Here is a 24,538-nt window from a genome sequence, read left to right on the forward strand (position 1 = left end):
TGTCGATTCGTCGGGCGAAGGTACGGGGCAGCCATGCAGATCGCGATCGTCGGCATCGCTTGCCGCTTGCCGGGCTGCCCCGACCGGCGCACGTTCTGGGACAGGCTGCTCGCCGGCGAGGAGTGCCTGACCCGGTTCGGCCGCGAGGAGATGCTCGCGGACGGCGTGCCGCCCCGGCTGCTCGACGACCCGCGCTACGTCCCGGTCGCCGGCTTCGTCGCGGACGCGGATCGATTCGACGCCGCGTTCTTCCACGCGACGCCCGCGGAGGCGCGCCGCACCGATCCCCAGCAGCGGCTCCTGCTCGAATGCGCCTATCACGCGCTCGGCGACGCGGGCTACGCGCCGGCGACCGCGCCCGGCGCGGTCAGCGTCTACGCGGGCACCGGCGCGAACGTGCATTTCTGGCGCGACCTCGAGCACGCCGCGGGCGACCCGTCCAGGCAGTTCCTGTCCTACGTCGGCAACGACAAGGATTTCGCCGCGACGCGGATCGCCTACAGGCTCGGGCTGAACGGCGCCGCCGTGTCGGTGCAGACCGCCTGCTCCACCGCGCTCGTCGGCGTCCACCTCGCCTGCCAGAGCCTGATCCTGGGGGAGAGCGACCTCGCCCTCGCCGGCGCCTGCTCGCTGCGCCTGCCGGGACGCGCGGGCTATCTGCACGAGCCCGACGGCATCGAATCCCCCGACGGCCATTGCCGTCCCTTCGACCGGGACGCCGCCGGCACCGTGTTCGGCGACGGTGTGGCGATGCTCGCCCTGCGGCGGCTCGACGACGCCCTGGCGAGCGGCGATCGGATCCACGCCGTGATCAGGGGCTCGGCGGTCAACAACGACGGGGCGGACAAGCTCGGCTTCACCGCGCCGAGCGAAGCCGGCCAGATCGGCGCCGTCGCTGAAGCTTTGGCGGTCGCGGGCTGCGAGCCGGCCGACCTCTCCTTCGTCGAGGCCCACGGCACCGGAACGGCCCTCGGCGATGCGGTCGAGGTGGCGGCGCTCGCCGCGGTGTTCGCCGGATCGACGCGCTCCCCGCCCTGCCCTCTCGGCTCCGTGAAGGCGAATATCGGCCATACCGACACGGTCGCCGGGGCGGCCGGCCTGATCAAGGCCGCGTTGGCGCTGCGGCATGGCGTGCTGCCGCCTCAGGTGAACTTCTCCGCCGCCGACCCGCGGCTCGGCCTCGCGGACCGAGGCTTCGCCGTGCACGACACGCCCCAGCCGATCACCGGGCGCGGAATGGCGGGGGTCAGCTCGTTCGGGATCGGCGGCAGCAACGCCCACGTGGTCCTGGAAGCGCCACCGGAGCGTCCCCGGCGATATGGACGCCCGCTCGCGCGGGCGCGGATCTTCCCCGTCGCGGCCGCGGATCCGGAAGCGCTGGAGCGCCGGCTGCGCGATCTCGCGGAGACCGTCGCCCGGGATCGGCCGGACCCGGACGACCTGTCCGTCACCCTGCGGCGGACGCAGGCGGGCCTGCGCAGCCGCCACGTCCGGATCGCGACGGGCGAGGAGGCGCCCTTCTCCGTCGAGGATCCCGGCGCTGCGCCGCGCGCCGCGACGGCGCCGACAGACGCGCCGCCGACCCGCGTCTTCCTGATGCCGGGCCAGGGCGCGCAGCATGCCGGCATGGGTCGCGGCCTCTACGAGGCGTTTCCCGCCTACCGCGACGTGATCGACGCCGCCGCCGCCATCCTCGATCCGCTGATCGGCGACGACGTCCGGCGCGTGATGTTCGACGGCGCGCGCTCCGATCTCGCGCAGACGCGGCTGACGCAGCCGCTGGTGTTCGTCACGGACGTCGCCTGCGCACGGCTTCTGCAGGCCTTCGGCCTCGCGCCGGAGACAGTGATCGGCCACAGCCTCGGGGAATACGCCGCGGCCTGCATCGCGGGGGTCTTCGACTTCGCCGACGGGGTGCGGCTCGTTGCCCGGCGCGGCGCCCTGATGCAGGCCCTGCCCCCGGGGCGGATGGTGGCCGTGGGGGCCGACGTCGCGTCGGTGTCGACGCACCTGCGCGGGTCGGTCTCGATCGCGGCCTCCAACGCGCCGGACGTCACCGTGATCTCCGGTCCCCCGGCCGACGTCGCCGAGGTGGAGGCGGCTCTCGAGGAGGCGGGTCACGCCTGCCGGCCGCTGGCCACCTCGCACGCCTTCCATTCGGCGATGATGGAGCCGATGCTCGAGGCCTTCCACGCCGAGCTCGAGCGGATCGCGCTGCGTCCGCCGCGGCTGCCCGTCGTCTCCAACCTGACGGGGAAGCCGCTCACGGACGCCGAGGCCACCGCGCCGGACTATTGGTGCCGCCAGCTCCGCGCGCCGGTGCTGTTCGCGGACGGGCTCGAGACGGTGCTGCGGCGCGGCCGGCCGCTGCTGCTCGAGACCGGGCCGGGCCGGACCCTGACCTCGCTCGCCCTGCGGCACCCGGCGACGCCGCGGGGAACGTCGGCGCATGCCGTGCTGGCGCATCCGCAGGAGCGGCGCGACGAGGTCGAGGTCGTGCTCCACGCGGTCGGCGGCGCCTGGACCGCCGGAGCCGAGGTGGACTGGGCGCCGCTGGGCCCCACCGGCGACGCGCAGGTGGTCGATCTTCCCCCCTACCCGTTCGCGCGCGAGCGCCACTGGCTCGAGCCGGCGGCGCCCCGCGCCGAACCGGAGCCCGCTCCGGTCCTGCCGCAGATCCTGCTCCCGGCCTGGCGGCGCGACCCTCGACCGGGCGCCGTATCCGGACCAGGCGCCCTCGCCGGCACGTGGCTCGTGGAGGACGCCGGCGACGGGCTCGCCGCGCCTCTCGTCGCCGCGCTCGCGTCGAAGGGCGCGCAGGCGCGAGCCTACGCGCCCGGGAGGCTCGGCGACGCGTTCGCCGACGACGTCGCCGGGCTGGTGCTGACGGGAGCGGGAGGCGACGCGCTGGAGCGGATCGTGGCCGTGGCCCGCGCCGTCGACGGGCGGGGACGGGGACGCGCGCTCGCCGTCGGCTGGCTGACGGCGGGCCTGTTCGACGTGACGGGCACGGAGCGGCTGGAGCCGCAAGCCGCCGTCGGGCTCGGGGCGATGCGCTGCCTGCCGCTGGAGCATCCCGAGGTCGCCTGCCTGATCGCCGACGCCGACGATCCCGTCCGCGCCGCCCCGCTTCTCGCGGCGGACCTCGCGGCCGGCATCCGCGAGCCGGTCGTCGCCTATCGCGCGGGGAGGCGCTGGCTGCCGACCGAGGAGGCCGTGCCCGAGGCGCGCGACGCGGCGCGGATCGCCGGCCCGGTGCTGATCACCGGCGGCCATGGCGGCGTCGGCCGCATCGCGGCGGCGGCCGTCGCAGCGCTCGCCGGAGACGACCCGGTCGACGTCTACCTGCTGTCGCGGTCCGGAGGGCGGGTGACGGCGCCGTCCGGCGTGCGCCTCCACGACCTCACCGGAGACGTGGCGAAGCCCGGAACCCTGTCCGACGCCGTCGCCACGATCCTGCGGCGCCACGGCCGGCTCGGCGGCGTCGTTCATGCCGCCGGGAGCCTGGACCCCTCCGGTTTCGGGCCGCTGGCCGGAGCGATGGCCGCGGCGTGGTCCCGCCACCGGCCCGCGAAGGTCGAGGGCGCGGCCGCGCTCGTCCGGGCGCTGGACGGCATCGAGCACGGCTTCTGCCTGCTCGTCTCGTCCCTGTCGACCCGGCTCGGCGGCGTCGGCTACGGCGCCTATGCCGCCGCGAACGCGGTCCTGGACGCCACGGCCGAAGCCCAGGGCCGGCTCGGCCGGCCCTGGCTCGCCGCCGATCTCGACGCGTTCGTGCTCGACGACCGCGGCACGGGCGACGATGCCCTGACCCCCGCCAGCGGGCGCGCCGCGCTCGTTCGGCTGATCGGGGCGGCGATGGGCGGCCTCACGGGCGCCGCCATCGTCTCCGCCACGCCCTACGGACCACGCCGCGACCGCTGGATGCGCATCGCCACGTCGCGCGAGGTCGCGACGGCCGCCCGCTCCTCCCGCGCCGATCCCGGGCCTGAGCCGGAAGACCCGCTCGAGGCCGCGTGGAGGGACGTCCTCGGCGTCGAGCAGTGCGGGGACGACGAGAACTTCTTCGAGCTCGGCGGGTCGTCGCTGCTCGCGCTGCAGATCCTCTCGCGCATCCGCCGGTCGCTCGGCGTCGAGATCGGTCTCGCCGATTTCCTCGCCGCGCCGACGCTCGCGGGCTTGCGCGCGGCGACCGGGGCGCGGGCCGCCGACCGCGACGAGCCGCCGGCCGTCGCGGACCGGACGGTCCCGCTGCCGATCCTCCCCGGACAACGCAGCATCTGGATCGCCGAGCAGATGTCGCCGGAGCGCTCGAATTTCGCCGTGAACGCCGCCTATCGCATCGCCGGAGCGCTCGACGCGCCGGCGCTCCAGGGCGCGCTCGCGGCGCTCGCGGCCCGTCACGAGCCGCTGCGGACGCGGTTCGTGGCCGTCGACGGCGCGCCGCGACAGGTGATCGACCCGCCGCCGACCGGGTGGCGGCTCCCGATCGCGGAGGCGGCCGAGGACGACGCCGCGGCGATGGAGGCCTTCTTCGCCCGGCCCTTCGATCTCGCGGCCGACCCGCCCTGGCGCGCCCGTCTGCTGCGGCATGGCCCGGATCGCCACACGCTGCTGCTGTCCCTGCACCACATCGTCGTGGACGACTGGTCCATCGGCCTGCTGCTGGAGGATCTCGGGACGCTCTACCGTGCGGCCCGGGCGGGCGCCCCCCCGATCGCTGCGGATCCGGTGCAGTTCGCCGACATCTGCCTCGCCCGCTCGCGCCGGGCGGACGACGACGCCGACATCGCCTACTGGCGCGAGGCGCTCGCCGATCTGCCGTCCGCGCCGCCGCTGCCGGCCGACGTCACGGCGCCGCCGGACGACCGTCCCCATGCCGGCGGCGTCGTGACCGCGACGATCTCGGCCGACCTCCTGTCGCGGGTGCGCGCCGCGGCCGCCGCCGCCGAGACGACGCCGTTCGTCTGGCTGCTCACGGCGTTCGGAATCGCCTTGGCCGGCTCGGGCGGGACGCGCGACGTCGTGCTCGGCACGCCTCTAGCCGGGCGGAGCGAACCCGGCGCCGACCGGATGGTCGGCTATTTCGTCAACCCGGCGGTGCTGCGCATCGCCGTCGCGGACGCGGCGAGCTTCGCCGATCAGGCGCGGCGATGCGCCGGGATCGTCGCGGCGGCCCATGCGCACGGGACCGTTCCGGTGGAACGGGTCCAGGAAGCGCTCGGCCTGCCGGCGGGTACGGCGCCGTTCAGGGCCTGGATGACGCTGCTGACGCATGTCGCGCCCCGCCGGCTCGACGACGGCCTCGCGGTGACGCCGCTGCGCCTCGCCGATCGACCGGCGCGAATCCCGATCGCGCTCGTGCTGGAGCCGGAGGGCGACGGCCTCGTCGGCCACCTGGAGTTCGCTCGGTCGCTCTACCACGAGGACACGATCGCGGATCTGTCGGCGGCCTTCCTGCGCGTTCTCGAGCGCAGCGTCGCGGCTCCCGATACCGAGGTTGCGGAGATGCTCGCGCTCTGCGATGACATCCGCACGGAAGCAAAAAGCAACCGGACGGAGCGGTTCGCCGACAACCAGCGCAGACGGCTGGCGACGGCGCGGCGCTCCGCGCGCTCCGTCATTCGGGGGACCGAGTCATGAAAACCGGACCTGGCGCGTTCAGGCGTCGCGCCCTGCAGCCCAACGCGAGCGACCTCGTCGCCTGCCGCCCGCTCGGCGACGAGGGCTGGTGGCCGGCTCTCGTCACCCCGCAGGCGAGCGGCGTCGATCTGGTCGGCTGGTCGGCCACGCAGCGCGACCTGGTGGCCGATCTGCTGCGCCGGCACAAGGCGCTGCTGTTTCGCGGATTCGACCGCCAGTCGGCCGCCCAGCTCGCCGATTTCGTCGCCGCGAGCAGCGACAACAGCCTGCTCGACTACAAGGACCGCACCACGCCGCGCGAAGCGCTGGGCAGCAAGCTCTACACCTCGACCAGCTATCCGGCGGACCGGCGCATCGAGCTTCACAACGAGGGCACGTATTGGCGGCGGTGGCCGCTGAAGCTCTATTTCGCCTGCGACGTCGCGGCGGAGACGGGCGGCGAGACGCCGCTCGCCGACATGGCCCGGGTCCTCGACCGCCTGTCGCCGGAGACCGTCGCCCGCTTCGAGGCGAGCGGCTTCACCCTCGTGCGCCGCTACAACGACGGTTTCGGCCTGCCTTGGCAGGAGGTCTTCCAGACCGAGGACCGCGCCGAGGTCGAAGCCTTCTGCACGGCCAACGGCATCGGCTACGAATGGGGAGAGGACGACCGCCTCGCCACGCGCCAGACCCGGCCGGCGATCCGGCGCCATCCGCGGACCGGCGAGCGGGTGTGGTTCAACCACGCGGCCTTCTTCCACGTCAGCGCCTATGCCGGCCCGGATCGCGACGCGCTCGAAGCCGAGCTCGGCTCGGACCGCATGCCCTACGCGACGACCTTCGGCGACGGCTCGGAGATCCCGGTGTCCGTCGTGGACGAGATCCTGGCGGCCTATCATGCCGAGGAGCGGCGCTTCGCGTGGGAGGACGGGGACATCCTGCTCGTCGACAACATGAGCATCGCCCACGGCCGCCAGCCCTATTCGGGCCGTCGGAGAGTCCTCGTGGCGATGGCCGAGCCCCATGACGGCTGATCCGGCGCCCCACGCCGCCGCGCCGGAGGCGGAGGCGGAGGGCTATCGGCTGTCGCCCCAGCAGGAGAGCCTGTTCCGCCGCTCCGCGGAGCCGACCGTGCCGCGCCTCTCGCTGGTGAAGCGGCTCGCCACGGGGACCGACACGGCGCTCCTCGCCGCGCGCTGGTCGCGATGCGTGGACGAGCTGGAGATCCTGCGCACGGCCTGCCGCACGCCGAGCTGGTCGACGGTTCCACTCCAGGTGGTCGAGGACGGGGTGCGCGCTCCCTTCTCGGTGGAGAAGCTCGACGCGGGGGCGGTTCCCGCGCGCATCGCCGCGCTCTCGCGAGCCCCCGTCGATCCGGCCGCCACGCCGGCCGCCGAGGCGCGGCTCCTCGTGTCCGAGGACGCAGCCCGGCTCGTCCTCTCCGGCGGCGCCCACGTCCTCGACGGCGACAGCCTCGTCTTCCTGGCCGAGCGCTTGACCGAAACGGGCGATCCGCCGGAGGTCCTGCAATATCCGGACGTCGCCGAGTGGGCGGCGAGCCTGGCGGAGGATCCGGACGCCGCCGCCGGAATCGCGTTCTGGCGCCGGCGCGCCGCCGATCTCCGCGACGCCCCGGTCGCCTTCTCGAACGAGGCGATCGACGGGCGCGGGCCGCGCAACGCGGTCGTCGCGCCCTGGCCGGCGGCTTGGTCGGGCGACGCGCCGTCGGCCGCCGAGATCGCGGCCGTGGCGCTGGTCTTCGCCGGCCGCTGCGCCGGCGCCGAGCCGGCATGCGTCGCCGTCCGCCGCGACGGCCGGGATCTCGAGGATCTGCACGGCGCCGTCGGCCCGCTGGCGCGATGGCTTCCGGTCAGCGTCGACACCGGCCTCTCGGCCGGGTTCGGCGACTGGCGGCAGGCGGCCGAGGACGATCTCGGCCGGGTGACCGATTGGCAGCACCTGATGGAAGCGGGCCTCGGCGACGCGGCGGCGCCCCGGGCAGCCATCGGGCTCGATCTGCGCGCCGGATGGGACGCCGCGATCGAGCGTCTCGACCCCGAGCCCGCGGCCCCTCCCCTCGTCCTTCGGGTCGATGCCGTCGCCCGCCGGATCGTGCTCCTGGCGGACGCCGAGGCATGCGACGACGCACAGGCGCGCCGCCTGGCGCGCCTGTTCGCGGCGCTCGCGGACGCCGCCGCCGCCGACCGGACGTCCCCCGTCGACGCTCTGGACTGGCTCGACGCGACGAGCCGGGACGAGCTCCTCGCCTTCGGCGACGGGCCGGACCTGCCGGGCCCCACGACGCTCGTCCCGGAGCGGATCGCGGCCTGCGTCGCCGATCGCGGCGGGTCGCTCGCTGTGATCCAGGGCGAGATCGCGCTCACCTACGACGAGCTCTGGCGCCGGGCCGGCGCCGTCGCCGCCTCGCTGGACGCGCCGAGCGGCTCGGACGAGCGACCGGTCGCCGTCCGCCTCCCCCGCGGCCCGGACGCGCTGGCGGCGATGATCGGCGCGTGGCGGGCCGGGCGCCCCTACACGCCCTTCGATCCGGACCTGCCGGAAGCCCGTCTCGCGCAGATGCGGCGTACGGCGGATCCGGCCGCCGAGATCGCCGCGCCGCCGCCCGTCGACGCCGCCCGCCGAGACCTGCCCGCGCGGGCGCCCGGGGACCTCGCCTACCTGCTCTTCACCAGCGGCTCGACCGGCACCCCCAAGGCCGTCGCGGTGGAGCATCGCGGCCTCGCGGCCTCGACAGCCGCACGCACGCGGCACTACGGCGAGAATCCGCAGCGGTTTCTCGTGGTCTCGCCGCTGGGCTTCGACAGCTCTGTCGCCGGCCTGTACTGGACGCTCGCCACCGGCGGGGTCGTGGTGCTCCCCACCGAGGAGGAAGCCGAGGACGCCGGCGCCCTGGCCCGGCTGATCCGCGAGCGCGCGGTCACGCACACGCTCATGCTCCCCGGCCTGTACGACGCGGTGCTCGAGGCCGCGGCCCCGGGCGACCTCGACGGCCTTTCGCTGGTGATCGTCGCCGGCGAGCCCTGCCCGCGCGCCTTGATCGGCCGTCATCGCGAGCGGCTGCCGGGAACGCGCCTCGAGAACGAGTACGGCCCGACCGAGGCGACCGTCTGGTGCACCGCCGCGCGCCTGGACGCCGATGGCGACGGACCCGTCCCCATCGGCGTCGCGATTCCCGGCGCCACGGCGCGGGTGGTCGATCGCCACCTTCGGCCGCTTCCGCCGGGGGTCCCGGGCGAGATCTGCATCGGTGGCCCGGGACTGGCGCGCGGCTACGCCGCCGGGCCGGCGCAAACCGCGTCCCGCTTCGTGCCCGATCCCTTCGCCCGCGAGCCCGGCGCCCGGCTCTACCGGGTCGGCGACCGGGGCATGCTGGCCGCCGAGGGACGGATCCTGTACCAGGGGCGGACCGACAACCAGGTCAAGCTGCGCGGCCATCGGATCGAGCTCGAGGAGATCGAGGCGCGCCTCCTGGCGGACCCGTGCGTCCGCGCAGCCGCCGCGACGGTCCGCGACGGACGCCTCGTGGCCTACGTCGTCCCGCGCGAGAGCGCACCGGAAGACGACGCGCGCTACCGCGCGGCCGTCCAGGCGCTCCCCGCCTGGATGCGGCCGCAGACCTTCGTCACGCTCGAGGCCCTGCCGCGCGGCCGGACCGGCAAGCTGGATCGCTCGGCGCTGCCGGCCCCGGGCCAGGCGGCGGGCTCGGCCGTCTCGCGCGCGCCGCGAGACGGGACCGAGAGGACGGTCGCCGCGATCTGGGCGGAGCTGCTCGACCGCGACGCGATCGGGATCGACGACGATTTCTTCCGGCTCGGCGGCGATTCGCTGCTCGCCCTGCGCGCAGCGACGCGGATGCGCCAGGCGGGCATCGACGCGAGCCCACGGCTTCTCCTCAAGCACCCGACCATCGCGGGGCTGCTCGCGGCGGCCCCGCGTCGCCCGCTCGACCGGCCCGCCGCGGCCGTGACGGCGCCGGCGGCATCGGCGGGCTCCGCTCCGCTGACGCCGATGCAGGCCTGGCTCGTCGAGCGTGCGGGGACGGTTCCCGCCCGCTACGATCAGAGCCTGCGCGTCGTCGCGCGGGAGCCGCTGGATCTCGCCCGCCTGGAGCGCGCCTTCGCCGAGGTGGTCGCCCGGCACGACGCGCTGCGGATGCGCTTCGAGGCGACGCCCGAGGGCTGGCGGCAGACGCCCGGCCCCGCGCATGTCGACCCGCCGCTGCTCTACGATCTCGCGCGCGTCCCGGAAGCGGCGCATTCCGGCATCGAGGCGGGCGCATGGGAGCGTCTCCATGCCGGCCTCGATCCGGCCTCGGGCCGGCAGGCCCGCCTCGCGGTGATCCGCAGGGGCGCCGGGGGCGCAGACCTGCTTCTCGCGGTCGTGCATCATCTGGCGATCGACGCCGCCTCCTGGCGGATCGTCGTGGAGGATCTCGAGATCGCCTACCGCGCTCTCGAGAGCGGCCGCTCCGTCGCGTGGCCGGCGGCGCCGGCATCGTTCGCCACCTGGGCGACGGCGATCCGAGACCTGCCGCCGGAGCGTCTCTCGCCGTCGTTCTGGGCGAACCAGAGCGCCGCCGCCGTCCCCGCCCTGCCACGCGACCGGCAGCACGGGACGAACCGCGAGGGCGACGTCCATCACGTCGCGGTCACCCTCGACGCGGCGGCGACCGATCGTCTGGCGCGGCTGGCGCCCGGCGCGCTCTCGAGCGGCCTCGACGCCGTGCTGACGGCCACGCTGGCCGAGACGCTCGCCGCCTGGTCCGGGGCCTCCGTGGTGCGCATCGACCGGGAGCACCACGGGCGCGCCGACGATCTGGTGGGGCTCTCCAGCGAGCGTACCGTCGGCTGGTTCACGACCGCCCATCCGCTCGTCCTGCGCGTTCCCGAAGCCGACGGGCCCGACCGCCTGCGCGCCCTGCTGGAGCAGATCGACCGCGTTCCCGACGACGGTTTCGGCTACGGATTGTGGGCGAATGCCGGCGCGGACGGGGACGTCCTGCTCAATTTCCTCGGGCGCACGGACGCGCCGCCCTCGCCGGATCCGCTCTTCGTCGTCGAGGACGGCGCCACCGGTCGCGAACGCGATCCCGACCTCCCCCGGCGCTGCCTCCTCGAGATCGACGCGGAGATCCTCGACGGCCGCCTCCGGGTGCGCTGGAGCCATGCGGCGACGCTCCACGACGTCGGCACCATCGACCGGCTCGCATCCGATCACCTGGGACGCCTCGCCGCCCTGGCCGCCCGCCTGAACTCCGACGAGGGCTCATGACCTCCGTATTCGACGGCGCCGAAGCGATCTACGGGCTGACGCCGATGCAGGAGACGATGCTGCTCTACAGCGACGCCGCCGGCGCGGGCGCCTTCGTCGGGCAGCTCGCCTGCCGCCTCCTGGGACCGCTCGACGCCGCCGCCCTGGAGCGGGCGTTCGAGGCCCTGCTCGCGCGGCACCCGGCCCTGCGGACGGCGTTCGTCTCGCAAGGCCTCGAGCGCCCGCTGCAGGTGGTCGCGGCTCGCGTCGCCCTGCCGTTCCGGATCGTCGACTGGTCTGGCCTTCCGGGCGACGAGCGCTCGGCGCGGGAGGCGGCTTTCCTCGAGGAGGACGTCGCCACGCGCTTCGCCCCGGACTCGGCGCCTCTGATGCGCGTCGCCTTGATCCGGGCATCGGACGAGGACCATCTGCTGGTCTGGACCCGCCACCACGTCCTGATGGACGGATGGTCGATGGCGCTGGCGATCGACGAGCTCGCGGCGCTCTACGCGGCGGAGCGGGACGGCCGGCCCGCCGATCTGCGCCCGGCGCGCCCGTTCCAGGACTACGTCGACTGGCTCGACCGGCGCGATCGCTCGCAGGACCTGGACTTCTGGCGCTCGGCGCTGTCCTCGGCCGCGTCGCCGACCCCGATGGTCCCCGCCGACCCGGCGCCGAAAGCGGCCGAGGCGCCTCTGGTCGAGCACGCACGACCGCTCGCCGAGGCGGCTGCGGACGCCGTTCGGCGCACAGCCCATGCACGCGGCATCACCGAGGCGGCGGTGCTCGCGGCCGCCTGGGCCCTGGTCGTCGCCCGCCATGCCGATTCCGACGACGCCCTGTTCGGGCTCACGGCGTCCGGGCGCCCCGCCGATCTGGCCGGCGTGGAATCGACCGTGGGGCTCTTCCTCAACACCGTCCCGCTGAACGTGCCGCTGCCTCCCGACCGCCGGGTCGGTCCCTGGCTCGAGGAGGTCGCGGACATCCTCGCGGCGGCGAGCGACCACGCCCACATCGCGCTGTCCGACCTGCGCACGCTGTCGCCCGTTCCGTCCGAGGAACCGCTGTTCGATCACATCCTGGTCCTGGAAGGCGCCAGCCTCGCCGGCTCGGTCGATCGGTTCGCCGATCTCGCGGTCCGGGACTACCGCTTCATCGACCAGACCAATTTCGCCCTCAACGTCGGTGTCCAGCTCGGGTCCCCCAAGCAGATCCTCGTCGTGCACGACCCCGGCCGGATCGACGGCGAAACGGCCTGCCGGATCGGGACGCGCTTCGAGGCGGCGATCGCCGCCGTCACCGGCGACCCCGACCGGACGCTGGGCGCGATCGCTCTCGTCGACGAGGCCCACGAGCGGTTCCTGGCGGAGGTGGTCAACGCCACGCGGGTCGAGTTCACCGACCGTCGGTCTCTTCTGCGCCGGATCGCCGACCAGGACAGGGCCGCCACCGCGCTGATTAGCGAGCAGGGGCGGGTGTGCTACGGCGCGCTCTGGGACGCATCGGGCGCGCTCGCGCAGGAGATCGCCGCGGCGGGCGTCGGACCGGAAGACGTGGTCGCCCTCGTGCTGGAGCGCGGGCCGCTGCTGCCGCTCGCCGTCCTGGCGACGATGCGGGCCGGCGCGGTCTACCTGCCGCTCGATCCGTCGGACGCGCCGCAGAGGCTGGCCGACCTGATCGCGGAGAGCGGGGCGGCCCTGGTCCTCGCCACCGATCCGCTCGCCGGCCTCGTCTCGCAAGCCGGTGCGCGCGTGCGCCGGCTGCGCGCCGACGATCTCGCCCGCTCCCCGTCCGGGGATGCGCCCGTGCCGGACCCGGACCCGGACGCCGCCGCCTACGCGATCTTCACCTCGGGCTCGACGGGCCGGCCGAAGGCGGTCGTCAATACCTGGGACGGCCTGCGCAACCGCATCGACTGGATGCAGTCCGCCTACCCGATCGGCCCCGGCGACCGCGTCCTGCACAAGACGCCGTACACGTTCGACGTCTCGGTCTGGGAGCTGATCTGGCCGCTGACCGAGGGCGCGGCGATGGTGGTCGCGGCGCCCGACGGTCATCGCGACCCGGACTACCTGCGCGACCTGATCGTCGCCGAGGGCGTCACCCTGTGCCACTTCGTGCCGTCGATGCTCAGGGCGTTCCTCGCCACCCCGGGGATCGAATCCTGCCGCAGCCTGGCCCGCGTGATCTGCAGCGGCGAGGCCCTCACCGGGGCCGATCGCGATCGGGCGCATAGCCGGCTGAGCGCCAGCGTGCACAACCTCTACGGCCCTGCCGAGGCGGCGATCGACGTCAGCTCCCACGATTGCGCGCGCGACGAGCGGTCGACCGAGGTCCCGATCGGCCGACCGATCGCCAACACCCGCCTCTACCTGCTCGACCGGAACCTGCTGCCCGCGTCGCCGGGCGCCACCGGAGAGGTCTTCATCGCCGGGCGCAACCTGGCCCGCGGCTATCTCGGCCGGCCCGGCCTGACGGCCGAGCGCTTCCTGCCCGATCCGTTCGCCGACGAGGCGGGCTCCCGCATGTACCGCACCGGCGACCTCGCCCGCCGCCTCGGCGACGGATCGCTCGTCCATGCCGGGCGCAGCGACTCGCAGATCAAGCTGCGGGGCATGCGCATCGAGCTCGGCGAGATCGAGGCGGCCCTCCGCGCGCTCGACGGCGTGGCCGAGGCCGCCGTGACCGTGGGGGAGGCGCCGGACGGGGGGCCGCGGCTCGTCGCGCACCTCGTCGCCCGTCCGGCGCCGACCTCGCCCGACGGCGCGGGGCTCTCGCCCGACGACCTGATCAGGCGTCTCGAGGCCCGCCTGCCGAAGGCGATGGTGCCGTCGGCCTTCGTCTCCCACGCCGCCCTGCCGCTCTCGCCGAACGGCAAGCTGGATCGCAGGGCGCTGGCGGCGCACGCCGCGCAAGGCCCCGACAAGCCGCGTGTGGCGCCTCGAACCGAGGAGGAGCGGCGCATCGCCGCGATCTGGTCCGAGGTCCTGGGGACGCCCGACATCGGCGTGACGGACGATTTCTTCGCGCTCGGCGGCCATTCCCTGCTCCTCGTGCAGGTCGCGGCGCGTCTGCGCCAGAGCTTCGAGATCGAGATCTCGCTGCGGGCGCTGTTCAACGCACGCACGGTCGAGACGATGCTCGACGTCGTCCTCGACGCGGAGCTCGCCGGACTGGATGCGGAGGAGCGCGCGGCGCTGCTCGCCGATCTCGCGCCGATGGAGGGCCGCGACCGCCCCTGACGCGGGACCGCGCGGAGGACGACGTGCGCCCTCGATCCCGAACACGCCTTAATCGCGCCGAGCAGCAGGGTGCGGCGATCCGCGCGCGGGCGGTGTTGACCTATGTCAGATCGGGCAGCGGGGAATTCCGGTACTCGTCCGCGCAGGCGACGAAGATCGCCCGAAAACACCAACGAAAACGCCACTCTCGCATTCAGAGCCCTGCCGAATGTCCGTGACCATCCGCGTTCCGGACGGGTGCGATTGCGCCCGTCTCGTCTCGCTCCTCTCCGAGACCCTCGCCAACCTCGACCATGAGCACCACCTGCGCCTGGCGGGGGCCGCACGCAGCGCGCGCAGCCCGGTCCTGCGCGCCCAGCTCGTGGAGACGCTGGCGACGCGTCACCGCGAGCGCCGAGCGGCCTACGTCGAGGCCATCGCGCGGCTTCGGGGGCAGGCCGGCGGCTAGCGAAGAGACGATCCCAATTTCCACGTGAAGGCGACAGAGACGGGGCAGTTCCTGGTGGGCCCGGCAGGACTCGAACCTGCAACCAGACCGTTATGAGCGGCCGGCTCTAACCATTGAGCTACGGGCCCCCGAGGCGGGGTGAGGCTTCGTGGCCTGCGCGATCCCGGGCCGAGTGGTCCGGCATCGCCGTTCGTTCACGGTGCACCTATCCCCGTCCTGTCCCCCTAGAACGGGCGTTCACGGCACCGGCGATCGTTGTAAGCGCCGGGCCGCCGGGCCGCAAGATCATCGCGCCTTCCGCTTCGCGATCCCCTCGACGGCCGCCGCCTGGTGGTCGGGGCTGTGTTGTCCGTAGACCCGCTCGAGCACCTCGACGGACATGCCCAGGTATCCGGCGGCGTCCCAGAGCGGCACCCCGGCGCGCCTGAGCCAGGTCGCCGCCGTGTGGCGCAGCGCGTGAGGCGTCACCTCGGGCGGAAGACCGGCGGCCCTGACCGCCGCCGCGAATCCCTCGTTGACCTCGCCGACGGGCCGCCCGTTCCACGCGACGACGTGCGACCTGGCGATTCCCTTGCGATGCCAGCACGTCGTGGACCGCCTGGTCGCGGCGGTGCTGCGGCGCGAGCTTCTCCGCCAGGTAGGCGCTCAGCGCAGCTTCGGCCTGGAGGTGGCATTGGGGCCAGGGCACGAGCTTTCGAGCCGAAGCCAATGTATAGCTTGCTAATCAAAAGGTGTTTCGGAGAAAATCATCTCTCGGGGGTTGACCTGCTTCGATCGCCATCTTAGCCACATCAGATTGCAAGCGGAGCAACGGGAGTGGACATGTCGTCACGGCTTCTGGTTGAGTCTGGATGGACGAGTCTCGCGCTTCGAGCGAGCGAGGCAGGGCACATGGAGCATGTTTTCGAGGCGGCCCGCCTCTTCTTCGAGCGCTCTTCCGACGAGAAGCGTCGGTTCGCGATGCCCGGCCAGCTGGAGGGATGGCGAGACCTCGGCGCCGAGTATTCCGATGACCCCGAACGCCCGGATCTCAACGAAGCGTTCGGCCTCGTCGCCCGAAACCGGAGCCGGACGGCCGATCTCGGCTGGATCGACGACAACCCGCTCCACGCGGCGTTGCGCCGCGCCATGGACGTCCTCACCCCGAAGGTCGACGCGCTCTTCGCCGACCTCAAGGCGAATCTCGCTCCGTCCGGGGACGATCTCGTGGCCTCCGAATGGTCCTATCTGCAGGTCAACTACTACCGGCCGTCGCGCGAGAGCCGAGACCTTCTCCAGGATGCGCACGAGGACGGTCATCTACTCACGGTGCTCGCGGCCGACCAGCCGGGCCTCGAGCTGGAGATCGACGGCGCCTTCCGTCCGGCCCCGCGCGACCCGAACGCTCTCGTCGTCATGCCGGGCAGCATCCTGACGGCGATGACCGGCGGCCGGATCGCTCCGCTGCGCCACCGCGTGCGCCGGGACGCCGGGATCGCAAGCCGCATCTCCATGATGTTCTTCGTCAATCCGAGCCTGGAGGAGCCCCCGGAGGCCTGGCTTCCCGACGCCGCCGGGAGACGCGCCGACATCCGCGAAGCCGCGATCGCCGCCTCGACGGCCTTCGGCCTGCCTGCGCTCGACCGCGCAGCCTCCCTCGACGCGGGCGCGCCGTCATGAACGTCCTCGTCCTCGGAGGCTCCGGCTTCGTCGGCTCGGCGCTCGTCCCGGCCTTGCGCGAGGCCGGCTTCGCCGTGACGCTCGCCAATCGCGGCACCCGGCGTGTGCCGCATACGCGGCAGATCGTGCTCGATCGCGACGACGAGCGCTCGGTCGCCGCCCTCGGCGCGCCGGACGCGCCGGCCTTCGACCTCGTCGTCGACACGAGCGCCTATACCGGCCCGCAGGCGGCGCGCGCCCGAACCGCGCTCGCCGGACGGGTGGGCCGCTGGATCCATCTCGGCAGCGCCGCCGTCTACGCAGATGGTCTCGACCGCGCGCCGCGGGAGGACGACCCGATCGGCGGGGCGGCGGTCTGGGGCGCCTACGGCTTGGAGAAGTCGGACGCCGACCGGATCCACCTCGCCGCCGAGGACGGCGTCCCGACCGCGATCCTGCGCCCGCCCTACCTCTACGGACCGGGCAACGACAACGATCGCGAGACCTTCGTGTTCGCCCGCGCGCTGACCGGGCGGCCGATCGTCGTGCCCGGCGCGGGCGCGGCGCCGCTCCAGTTCCTGCACGTCGCCGATCTCGCGGCGATCGTCGTCGCGCTGGCGCGCGTCGGCTGGTCGGGCGTCGAGATCTACAACGTCGCCGAGGCGCAGACGGTCGGCGCCCGCGATTGGGTCGAGCTCCTGTGCGAGATCGCCGGCGCCCGTCCGCCGATCCTGCTCGGCGGCGAGATCGATCCCCGGCAGCCGCCGCGCAGCTACTTTCCGTTCCGCGATGCGCCCTGCATCGTCGACGCGGCGCGCTTCGCGGCATCCGATCTCGCGACGCGGCCGCGCCCGCACGCGCGCGGCTTCGCCGAGACCTTCGCCTCCTACCGTCTCGAGGACCTGCGCGTCGCGAGCCCGACGACGCCGGGCGAGGCGACGCTGCTCGCCAAGGCCGGCCTGGGGCAGGGCGGAAACGGGCAGGAGGGCGCATCGTGATCCGCGTCCTCGTGCTCAGCGCCGGCGATCCCGCCGGCATCAATTTCTGCAAGTCGCTGCGTCTCGAGCCGGACGCCTTCCGCATTCTCGGCGCCGACACCGACCCCTACAGGCTGCATCTCGCGGTGGCGGACGAGCGCCATCTCCTGCCGAGCGCGGCGGAACCGGGCTATCTCGATGCGCTCGTCCGGCTGGTGCGGCGCCTCGCGCCCGATCTCGTCTACGCCGCCGATACGAATCGCGAGCTCGAGATCGTCTCGGAACATCGCGACGCCCTCGATGCGCCGGTGTTTTTGCCGCGCGTCGAAGCGGTTCGCGTCTACGAGGACAAGTGGGAGTGCACGCGCCGGTGCGTCGCGGCCGGGATCACGGTCCCCGAAACCATCCTCCTGCGCGGCCCGGCCGATCTGGAGCAGGCCTTCGCACGCTTCGGCAGCGTCTGGCTGCGCGCGACGCACGGCAGCGGCGGGCGCGGCTCGCTGCCGACGACCGATCCCGTCCTGGCTCGGGCCTGGATCGAGCGTCATCGGGGATGGGGCTCGTTCACGGCGGCCGAGCGGCTGACGTCGCGCATGGCGACGTGGATCGGGCTGTGGCGGAACGGCGAGCTCGTCGTCGCGCAGGGCCGCAGGCGCCTGCATTGGGAATACGCCCATCTCAGCCCCTCCGGCGTGAGCGGCATCACCGCGGCGCAAGCGACGACGAGCGACCCGCAGATCGAGACCATCGCGCGCGCGACGATCGCGGCTGCGGGTTTCGCGCCTCACGGCATCGTCAGCGTCGACCTCACCTACGACGATGCGAGCATCCCGAATCCGACCGAGATCCAGGCTTCGCGCTTCTACACCTCGATCCAGTTCCTCGCCCGCGCGGGCCTCAACCTGCCGGCCATGTACGTGCGGCTGGGCGTCGGGCTCGACGTCGACGGCTATCCGACCGGATCGAGCCCGCTCGCCGACGACCTCGTCTGGCTCAAGACGGTGGACGCCGAGCCGATCCTGACGGACATGGCGAGCATCGACCGCAACGCGGCGCTCTGGAGCGCCGCATGACGCCGACGCCCGACGAGCTGACGGGCCTCCTCGCCGGGATCGATCCCCGCTGGCGGGTGCGCGCGGTCGAGCCACTCGCCGAGGGCATGCTGAACACGGTCGTCCGCGTCCGGCTCGGCGACGCGCCCCCCTCGTCCGTGGTGGTGCGGATCCGTCGTTTCGAGGACCCCCTCTACGGCCAGGAATTCGCCGCCGAGCGCTTCGCCTATCCGCTGCTGCCGAAGGAGCGGCCCGCGCGCCCTCATCTGTTCGGCGTCGGGCGTATCGGGGCGCATCGCGCCGCGGTCTTCGAGGAGGTGGCCGGTCCCCTGCTCGACACGGTGCTGCGGGATCCGTCCGTCTCGCCCACGCCGCGCCGCGCGCTGCTCACTCGGGTCGCGGAGGATCTCGCCGTGATCCACGCGCGTCCGGCGCACGGTTTCGGGACGCTGCGGCGCGTTGACCATGCATCGGACGAGGTGCTCGGGTTCTGGGGCGGGCTGTTCGCGGCGGAGGCCGATGCGCTCGGCCGGGTCGCGCCCGCCTCCGTCGCCTCCCTCGAGGCGGCGACGCGCGGCTGGCTCGCCGCCATCGCGGAGGCGCCGGTCGATCTCGTGCGCCCCTCCCTCGTCCATGGGGACGTTCACGCGCGAAACATCATCGTCGCCGCAGACGGGCGGTGCGTGCTGATCGACTGGGAGGCGGCGCGATTGCGCAGCCCCGCCTACGATCTCGTGCAGCTGCACGCTCTCGACCTCGCGGGCGCGCCCGAAGAGGCCGCGCACCTGCGCGAGACCTATCTGCGCCGCCGCGGGCTCGTCGGCGCCGAGCCGGCGCTCCTGCGCCTCGTTCATGTCTTCACGCAATTCTGGAAGGTGCGCATGGCGGTCTTCATGGTTCTGCACGAGCGTCCCGGCTGCGCCTATTTCGGACGGCTCGCGGACTGGCGCGCGTACCTGGAACGGGCGGAGTTCGCGTGATGACGGCGGATGCGCGCCCGCACGCGGCGGGCTCGGGCCCGCGTCCGATCGCCCGGCTCTCCGAGATCGCGGGCGCCTACGACGTCTTCCTCGTCGACCAGTGGGGCGTCCTGCACGACGGCGTCGCGCTCTATCCCGGCGCGCAGGACGCGCTGGCGGACCTGATGGCGCACGGCAAGCGCGTCGTTCTCCTGACCAATTCGAGCAAGACGGTCGCCGTCAACGAGGCGCGGCTGGCGACGCGCTTCGGCGTCGGTCGCGCGTCGTATCACGCCCTCGTCTCCTCCGCGGAGCTGCTTCGCGACGCCCTCGCCGCGCGCGCGGCGAGGGCGGGGGTGCGCGTGTTCTGCGTCGCGGACGCGGGCGACGAGGTCCTGCTCGACGGCGTCGGATGCACGCGCGTCGACGACCCCGCCGAGGCGGATTGCGTCGTGCTCCTCAGCGTCGCTCCGGGCGAGGGGCTCGACGAGCATCGCGGCTGGCTGGAGCGGGCGCGCGTCGCGGGCCGGCCGCTGTTGTCGCCGAGCGCCGACGCGCTCTCCGTCTCCGCGACGCGCGGCGTGGTCGCGGGGCTCGCCGCGATCGTCGCCGCCTACGCCGCCGGAGGCGGCCCTTGCGTCAACTTCGGCAAGCCCGAGGGCGCCGTCTACGATGCGGCGCTCGCCGGCCTGGACGTGCCGCCGGAGCGCGTCCTGATGATCGGCGACCAGCTCGAATCCGACGTGGCCGGCGCGCGCCGGCGCGGGTTCGCGAGCTGCCTCGTCCTCACCGGCGCCGGCGCCGCCCGCGTCGGGGCGACCGAGCCCCGAACGGCCTGCCGCGTGCTGGCCGGGCCGAACGTCCCCGAGGCGCTTCGCCCGACCTACGTCGCCCCGTCGATGGCGTTCTGACGTGATGCCGCAACGCGCCCTCGTCCTCGAGCGAGCCTGGCTCGCTCTCGTCTTCGTCGGCTTCGGCGCCGTGGCGCAGACCTTCTTCTGGGGGATCGTCGGGCCGGCAACCATGGACCGGCTCGGGATCGGCGCCTCGGAGTTCGCGGGCGCCGTCGGCCTGGCGACGCTGGCGGCGGCGATCCTGTATCTCGCGCTCGGCCCGCTCGTCGCGCGGCTGCCCGCGGAACGGGCGCTCGCCGTCGGGCTCCTCGCCGCGGGGCTCGCGCTCGTCGCGGCGCCGCTCGCCCCGACCGTCGCGGCGTTCACCCTGGCCTTCGTCGTGCTGCGGCTCGGCGCCCGGCACGTTTTGTCTCATGCCGTCGAGATGCGGATGAGCGAGGAGCGGGAGCGCCTCGGCGGCTTCGGCGCGCAGCTCGTCGCCTTCGGCTATCCGGTTTCCATCCTCGTCGTCGCCCCGGCGCTCGTCGCGGCGGCGGCGATCCTCTCGCCGGGCGACCTCCTCGCCGTCGCCGGCGCGGCGACGCTCGCCTGCGGCTGCATCGCGCTCGTGCGCGCCGCGCCGCAGAAGGCGGCGGCCGCGGCCGCGGCCGCGATCGCGCCGATTCGCGCGTCCTTCGGGGCCATCCTCGCCGAGCCGCGCTTCGCCCTGCTCACGCTCGGCTACGCCGTACCCTTCGCCGTCGACACCGTCGCGCTCCTGTTCCACACGCGGCTGGCGCCGACGATCGGCTCGGTCCCGCTGCTCACGCTCTACGCCCTCGGCCAGGTCACCGGGGGCGTTGTCGCGCACTGGGCCGCGCGCCGGATCGGCCCCGCGTGGCTCGTTCTCGCGCAGGCTCCGGCGCTCGCGCTGGGGGCGGCGGCGCTGTGGATCGCCGGCGAGGCGGCGGCCCCCGTCTTCTTCGCGCTGCTCGGCCTCGCGATCGCGGTCTCGAACTATGCGGGAGTCGCGTCATGGCAGGCCACGTTCGGCCACGAATTCCTGCGCACGGCCCTCGTCCTTCGCGGCGTCCTCGCCATGGCGGCGAGCGCGGTCGCCGCCGCGCTCGCCGGGCGGTGGTTCGATCTCGACGGGGGCGCCGACGCGCTCGCCGCGATGACGCTGGCGCTGGTCGCGCTCGTCGCGGCGTGCGGCGTCGCGATCCCGCGGCTCGGGCCGCGTCGCGACCCGAGCGCACGCGGCTCGGAGCGCCCCTCGGAGCGCACCGTGGCATGAGCGTCGATGTCGGCGTGCTGATCGTCGGGGCGGGCCTCTCGGGAAGCGCCGCCCTGGCACGGTTGCTCCGCGCGGCTCCGCGGGAGCGGGTGCTCGTCGTCGATGAGGGCGGCGACCCGGCGAACGGGACCGGCGCCGAAGCGGCGCGCGTGGTCCTGCGGGCGTCGGACCGCACCGCGACGACGCTCGACCCGTGGTGGACTGACCGGCGGCTGGGCGGCGCCGCCAATCTCTGGTACGGCCAGATCTCCCGTTTCGAGCCGATCGACTTCGCCTCCCTCGCCTTTCCCGGCGAGGGCGGTTCCGTCGCCCGCAGCCGCCCTTGGCCGATCGACCGGGCGGCGCTCGACCCCTTCTACGACTTCGTCGAGACGCTGCTCTCGCCCGTCTCCGCCGCTCCGGCGCTCAATCCCGGGGCGCGCTTGCCGGAGGGCTGGACCGCGCGTCGTCGGGTGGGCCGCGCCGAGCGGGCGATCCACGAGGCCCTCGCCGCCGGCGGCTGGGAGCCCCATGCGGGCGCGACGTGCCTCGGGGGCCATGCCTGGGCCGCGGCTCCGATCGACCCGGTGACGCTCGCGCCGTTGCGCTCCGGCGGCCCGGCCGACCATGCCCGCAACCCCGTCTGGCACACGCGGCGGGCCACTGAAGGAGCCACGAGGGCGACGCTGTGGGTCGGGGCCCGCGTCCTCTCCGTCGCGCCGCGTGGCGACGATCTCGAGGTCCGCGTCGAACGCGCCGACGGCGTCGCGCGCGTGCGCGCACGCGCGATCGTCCTCGCCTGCGGCGTTCTCGAAACGGTCGCGCTCCTGCGGCGCTCGGGTTTGACGCATCCCCGTCTCGGCCGGGACTTCACCTTCACCACGGAGGCTACGGCCTATGTCGCGACCGACCTTCGGCGCTGCGCCAGCGCGACGGAGCTGGCGATCGCGCGCATGGCGGCGATCTCGACGAAAGGACTCTACGCGCCGTCCGTCCCGGGACTCGTCAAGGGCGGAAAGATCTCCGCCTACGACGCGCGCGGCTTCGAGGGCGACGCCCGCCACGAGCGCAAGATCCGGGCCGCGACCGGCTCCGACCCGGACCTGCTGTCGCCCGCCTCGCGGCTGACCGTGAAACTCAGCTTCAAGGGGGAATCCGTCGCCTGGGAGGGGAAGCGGATCGCGCCGCCGGAGCCCACCGCGATCGACGGCGCGGAGCACGTTCTCGACTACACGCCCCACCCCCACGACAGGCGGCTCGTCGCCCGGGTGCGCGCGGCCTTCGCCGAGATCGCCGCCCTCTTCCCCGGCGGGCGCGTCATCGCCTCGAGCGACAACGTCGACGGGAGGGACCGGAGCTCGGCGCACCTTCACGGGGGCGCGATCTGCGGCACATGCGCGGCGGCGGCGGTCACGGACAGGGACTGCGCGCTCTTCGCCGAACCGCGCCTTTTCGTGGCAGACGCATCGATCATGCCGAGCTCGGGCGCGACGAATTCGTCGCTGACCGCCATGGCCAACGCAGCGCGCGTGGCGGACGCCGTCGCGGCGCGGCTCTGATCCTCGCAGGAACGACCGCGCCCGCTGGTGAACGCGGTTCCAGCTAGGGCACGAGGCGCGGCTGGGCCGCTGTCTTCCGCGAGCCCGCGCGCCTCGGCGCGCCGTTCTGCCGACGAGCTCTCGAGCTACGGGCCCCCGAGGGGTCGCCGGACCGATGTAGTCGATCGCGGCGCGTTCGTCACGTCCGTTCCCGACGCGCCGCGCGAGACGACGCGGCCCCGGACCGCTGGGCGATCCGGGGCCGCGTTCGCCGCCGAGGCGGCGCGCGTCAGCCGACGATGTCGTTCTGCGCGAAGAACTGGGCGATCTCGATCTGCGCGTTCTCGGCCGAATCCGAGCCGTGCACCGAGTTCTCGCCCACCGAGAGGGCGAACTTCTTGCGGATGGTGCCCTCGGCGGCGTTCTCCGGGTTCGTCGCGCCCATCACCTCGCGGTAGTTGGCGACGGCGTTCTCGCCCTCGAGCACCTGCACGACGACCGGCGCGGAGGTCATGAACGCGACGAGCTCGCCGAAGAAGGGGCGCTCCTTGTGGACCGCGTAGAAGGTCTCGGCCTGGCCGCGGGTCATGAGGACGCGCTTCTGCGCGACGATGCGCAGGCCCGCCTCCTCGATCACGGCGTTCACGGCGCCGGTGAGGTTGCGCTTGGTCGCGTCGGGCTTGATGATCGAGAAGGTGCGCTCGAGGGCCATGTCGGGAAATCCGTTTCCGTGAGGGGGTGGAAGATGGCGGGCTTATAGCCGTCGCCCTCGCCGCCCTCAAGCGTTTCCGGAGGTCCCGGGAGCATCGGTCCACCAGGTGGAAATTCGGCGGGTGGACGAGACGATGCGCGACGATGGGCGCGCCCGCGTCCCCCCGCGCGCCGCCTTCGGTGCGCCGCCTCGGTGCGCCGCTTCAGTGCGCCGCGAGGAAGAGCCGGGCCGCCCGCTGCGCGGCCGCGATCTCCTCCGTCGACATCTCCTCCGACAATTCGGCGCGGCGCGCCACCGCGGCGCGGCAGCCCTTGGCGACGGCGACGTTGAGCCACTTGTGGGCGGCGACGAGGTCCATCGGCACCGAGCGCCCGACGGCGTGCATCATGCCGAGCTCGTAGAAGGCCTCGCCGGTGTCGAGATTGGGCGCGAGGGCGGCGATGTCTTGCGCGCCGAGATCGAGACGAGCCATGGTTCCTGCTCCCCTGCTTGCTTGCATCGTTGAAGGAAAGCTTGCAGTGACCGCGTGAAAGCTCGTCTAAAATTCGCGGTGAATCGGCGCGTAACCGCGGTGAACGCGGCCTTAAGTGAATCGCGGGTGAAGAAGCGGGGTGTGGCGAGCCTGGGGGAGAAGAAGCGGGGGGTGGCGAGCCCGGCCGGGGACCCGCCGCGACGGACGAGCCGGACGCGCGTCGGGCGATCGCTGTCGTCCGCCGCCTCGGCATGCCGGTCGGCGCTTTGCCGCTCACGGCATCACGCCAGGGCGCCGCACGGCCGACTGCGCACGGGGGCGAGCGGCTGCCAACGCCGCTCCGAGCGGTCGCGACCGCCGCGGGCGGCGGCGGGAGGTCGGGTGGGCCAGGGTCCGCGCCCGCAGGCGCAGGGGGCAGTGCTGGGGGGCGATCCTGCGCCTGCGGGGGGTGCTTCGCGCGCTTCCAGGAGGGCACGAGCGAGCGACTGAAATCCTAGC

At 73.9% G+C, this 24,538-nt stretch carries 15 protein-coding genes and 1 tRNA gene; 12 read left to right on the top strand and 4 right to left on the bottom strand.

Annotation, left to right across the window (positions count from 1 at the left end):
• Nucleotides 1-33: 33 nt before the first annotated feature.
• The 5 genes from ABL310_RS15490 (at nt 34) to ABL310_RS15510 (ending at nt 14,583) form a co-directional block, all read left to right on the top strand.
• A complete protein-coding gene (locus ABL310_RS15490; RefSeq protein WP_349367911.1) occupies nt 34-5,643 on the top strand; it encodes an SDR family NAD(P)-dependent oxidoreductase in 5,610 nt (1,869 codons plus the stop codon).
• Entirely contained in the window at nt 5,640-6,656 is a 1,017-nt protein-coding gene (locus ABL310_RS15495) for a TauD/TfdA family dioxygenase (protein WP_349367912.1), read from the top strand. Before ABL310_RS15490 ends, ABL310_RS15495 begins: the two co-directional genes overlap by 4 nt.
• Nucleotides 6,646-10,914: an amino acid adenylation domain-containing protein gene (locus ABL310_RS15500; protein WP_349367913.1), complete on the top strand. Its 4,269-nt coding sequence runs from the start codon at nt 6,646-6,648 to the stop codon at nt 10,912-10,914. Before ABL310_RS15495 ends, ABL310_RS15500 begins: the two co-directional genes overlap by 11 nt.
• Nucleotides 10,911-14,135, top strand: coding sequence for an amino acid adenylation domain-containing protein (locus ABL310_RS15505; protein ID WP_349367914.1), 3,225 nt, complete (start codon nt 10,911-10,913; stop codon nt 14,133-14,135). The genes ABL310_RS15500 and ABL310_RS15505 overlap by 4 nt, the downstream gene beginning before the upstream one ends.
• Nucleotides 14,136-14,343: 208 nt before the next feature.
• Nucleotides 14,344-14,583, top strand: a complete 240-nt coding sequence (locus ABL310_RS15510; protein WP_349367915.1) for a hypothetical protein — start codon at nt 14,344-14,346, stop codon at nt 14,581-14,583.
• Nucleotides 14,584-14,635: 52 nt separating this feature from the next.
• Here the strand turns inward: ABL310_RS15510 and ABL310_RS15515 are convergent.
• Together ABL310_RS15515 and ABL310_RS15520 are read right to left on the bottom strand one after the other, a co-directional pair.
• Nucleotides 14,636-14,711: transfer RNA gene (locus tag ABL310_RS15515), tRNA-Ile, on the bottom strand.
• A gap of 157 nt (nt 14,712-14,868) precedes the next feature.
• Nucleotides 14,869-15,150 (bottom strand): tyrosine-type recombinase/integrase, encoded by a 282-nt coding sequence (locus ABL310_RS15520; protein WP_349372070.1) that lies wholly within the window; start codon nt 15,148-15,150, stop codon nt 14,869-14,871.
• Nucleotides 15,151-15,405: 255 nt separating this feature from the next.
• Here ABL310_RS15520 and ABL310_RS15525 point away from each other — a divergent pair, with 255 nt between their 5' ends.
• The 7 genes from ABL310_RS15525 to ABL310_RS15555 are packed head-to-tail and all read left to right on the top strand — an operon-like array spanning nt 15,406 to nt 22,877.
• A complete protein-coding gene (locus ABL310_RS15525; RefSeq protein ID WP_349372071.1) occupies nt 15,406-16,242 on the top strand; it encodes a 2OG-Fe(II) oxygenase family protein in 837 nt (278 codons plus the stop codon).
• Nucleotides 16,239-17,219: an NAD-dependent epimerase/dehydratase family protein gene (locus tag ABL310_RS15530; RefSeq protein WP_349367916.1), complete on the top strand. Its 981-nt coding sequence runs from the start codon at nt 16,239-16,241 to the stop codon at nt 17,217-17,219. Before ABL310_RS15525 ends, ABL310_RS15530 begins: the two co-directional genes overlap by 4 nt.
• Nucleotides 17,216-18,271 (top strand): hypothetical protein, encoded by a 1,056-nt coding sequence (locus ABL310_RS15535; protein WP_349367917.1) that lies wholly within the window; start codon nt 17,216-17,218, stop codon nt 18,269-18,271. The genes ABL310_RS15530 and ABL310_RS15535 overlap by 4 nt, the downstream gene beginning before the upstream one ends.
• Entirely contained in the window at nt 18,268-19,230 is a 963-nt protein-coding gene (locus ABL310_RS15540; RefSeq protein ID WP_349367918.1) for an aminoglycoside phosphotransferase family protein, read from the top strand. The genes ABL310_RS15535 and ABL310_RS15540 overlap by 4 nt, the downstream gene beginning before the upstream one ends.
• Nucleotides 19,230-20,120, top strand: coding sequence for a TIGR01459 family HAD-type hydrolase (locus tag ABL310_RS15545; protein ID WP_349367919.1), 891 nt, complete (start codon nt 19,230-19,232; stop codon nt 20,118-20,120). The genes ABL310_RS15540 and ABL310_RS15545 overlap by 1 nt, the downstream gene beginning before the upstream one ends.
• Before the next feature lie 4 nt (nt 20,121-20,124).
• The gene (locus ABL310_RS15550) at nt 20,125-21,339 is read left to right on the top strand and encodes a hypothetical protein (protein ID WP_349367920.1); all 1,215 of its coding nucleotides are present in this window, start codon (nt 20,125-20,127) and stop codon (nt 21,337-21,339) included.
• A complete protein-coding gene (locus ABL310_RS15555) occupies nt 21,336-22,877 on the top strand; it encodes a GMC oxidoreductase (RefSeq protein WP_349367921.1) in 1,542 nt (513 codons plus the stop codon). Before ABL310_RS15550 ends, ABL310_RS15555 begins: the two co-directional genes overlap by 4 nt.
• 268 nt (nt 22,878-23,145) lie before the next feature.
• Here the strand turns inward: ABL310_RS15555 and ndk are convergent, their stop codons facing one another.
• Together ndk and ABL310_RS15565 are read right to left on the bottom strand one after the other, a co-directional pair.
• Nucleotides 23,146-23,568: a nucleoside-diphosphate kinase gene (gene ndk, locus ABL310_RS15560; RefSeq protein WP_349367922.1), complete on the bottom strand. Its 423-nt coding sequence runs from the start codon at nt 23,566-23,568 to the stop codon at nt 23,146-23,148.
• Between the two features lie 202 nt (nt 23,569-23,770).
• Nucleotides 23,771-24,040: a sel1 repeat family protein gene (locus tag ABL310_RS15565; protein ID WP_349367923.1), complete on the bottom strand. Its 270-nt coding sequence runs from the start codon at nt 24,038-24,040 to the stop codon at nt 23,771-23,773.
• Between the last annotated feature and the right edge of the window lie 498 nt (nt 24,041-24,538).

The organism is Salinarimonas sp., from assembly GCF_040111675.1.
Taxonomy (GTDB): Bacteria; Pseudomonadota; Alphaproteobacteria; order Rhizobiales; family Beijerinckiaceae; genus Salinarimonas.

Coding starts and splice junctions, on each gene's coding strand:
- ABL310_RS15490 (WP_349367911.1), top strand. CDS start 34: ATGCAGATCGCGATCGTCGGCATCGCTTGCCGCTTGCCGGGCTGCCCC.
- ABL310_RS15495 (WP_349367912.1), top strand. CDS start 5,640: ATGAAAACCGGACCTGGCGCGTTCAGGCGTCGCGCCCTGCAGCCCAAC.
- ABL310_RS15500 (WP_349367913.1), top strand. CDS start 6,646: ATGACGGCTGATCCGGCGCCCCACGCCGCCGCGCCGGAGGCGGAGGCG.
- ABL310_RS15505 (WP_349367914.1), top strand. CDS start 10,911: ATGACCTCCGTATTCGACGGCGCCGAAGCGATCTACGGGCTGACGCCG.
- ABL310_RS15510 (WP_349367915.1), top strand. CDS start 14,344: ATGTCCGTGACCATCCGCGTTCCGGACGGGTGCGATTGCGCCCGTCTC.
- ABL310_RS15525 (WP_349372071.1), top strand. CDS start 15,406: ATGTCGTCACGGCTTCTGGTTGAGTCTGGATGGACGAGTCTCGCGCTT.
- ABL310_RS15530 (WP_349367916.1), top strand. CDS start 16,239: ATGAACGTCCTCGTCCTCGGAGGCTCCGGCTTCGTCGGCTCGGCGCTC.
- ABL310_RS15540 (WP_349367918.1), top strand. CDS start 18,268: ATGACGCCGACGCCCGACGAGCTGACGGGCCTCCTCGCCGGGATCGAT.
- ABL310_RS15545 (WP_349367919.1), top strand. CDS start 19,230: ATGACGGCGGATGCGCGCCCGCACGCGGCGGGCTCGGGCCCGCGTCCG.
- ABL310_RS15550 (WP_349367920.1), top strand. CDS start 20,125: ATGCCGCAACGCGCCCTCGTCCTCGAGCGAGCCTGGCTCGCTCTCGTC.
- ABL310_RS15555 (WP_349367921.1), top strand. CDS start 21,336: ATGAGCGTCGATGTCGGCGTGCTGATCGTCGGGGCGGGCCTCTCGGGA.
- ndk (WP_349367922.1), bottom strand. CDS start 23,568: ATGGCCCTCGAGCGCACCTTCTCGATCATCAAGCCCGACGCGACCAAG.
- ABL310_RS15565 (WP_349367923.1), bottom strand. CDS start 24,040: ATGGCTCGTCTCGATCTCGGCGCGCAAGACATCGCCGCCCTCGCGCCC.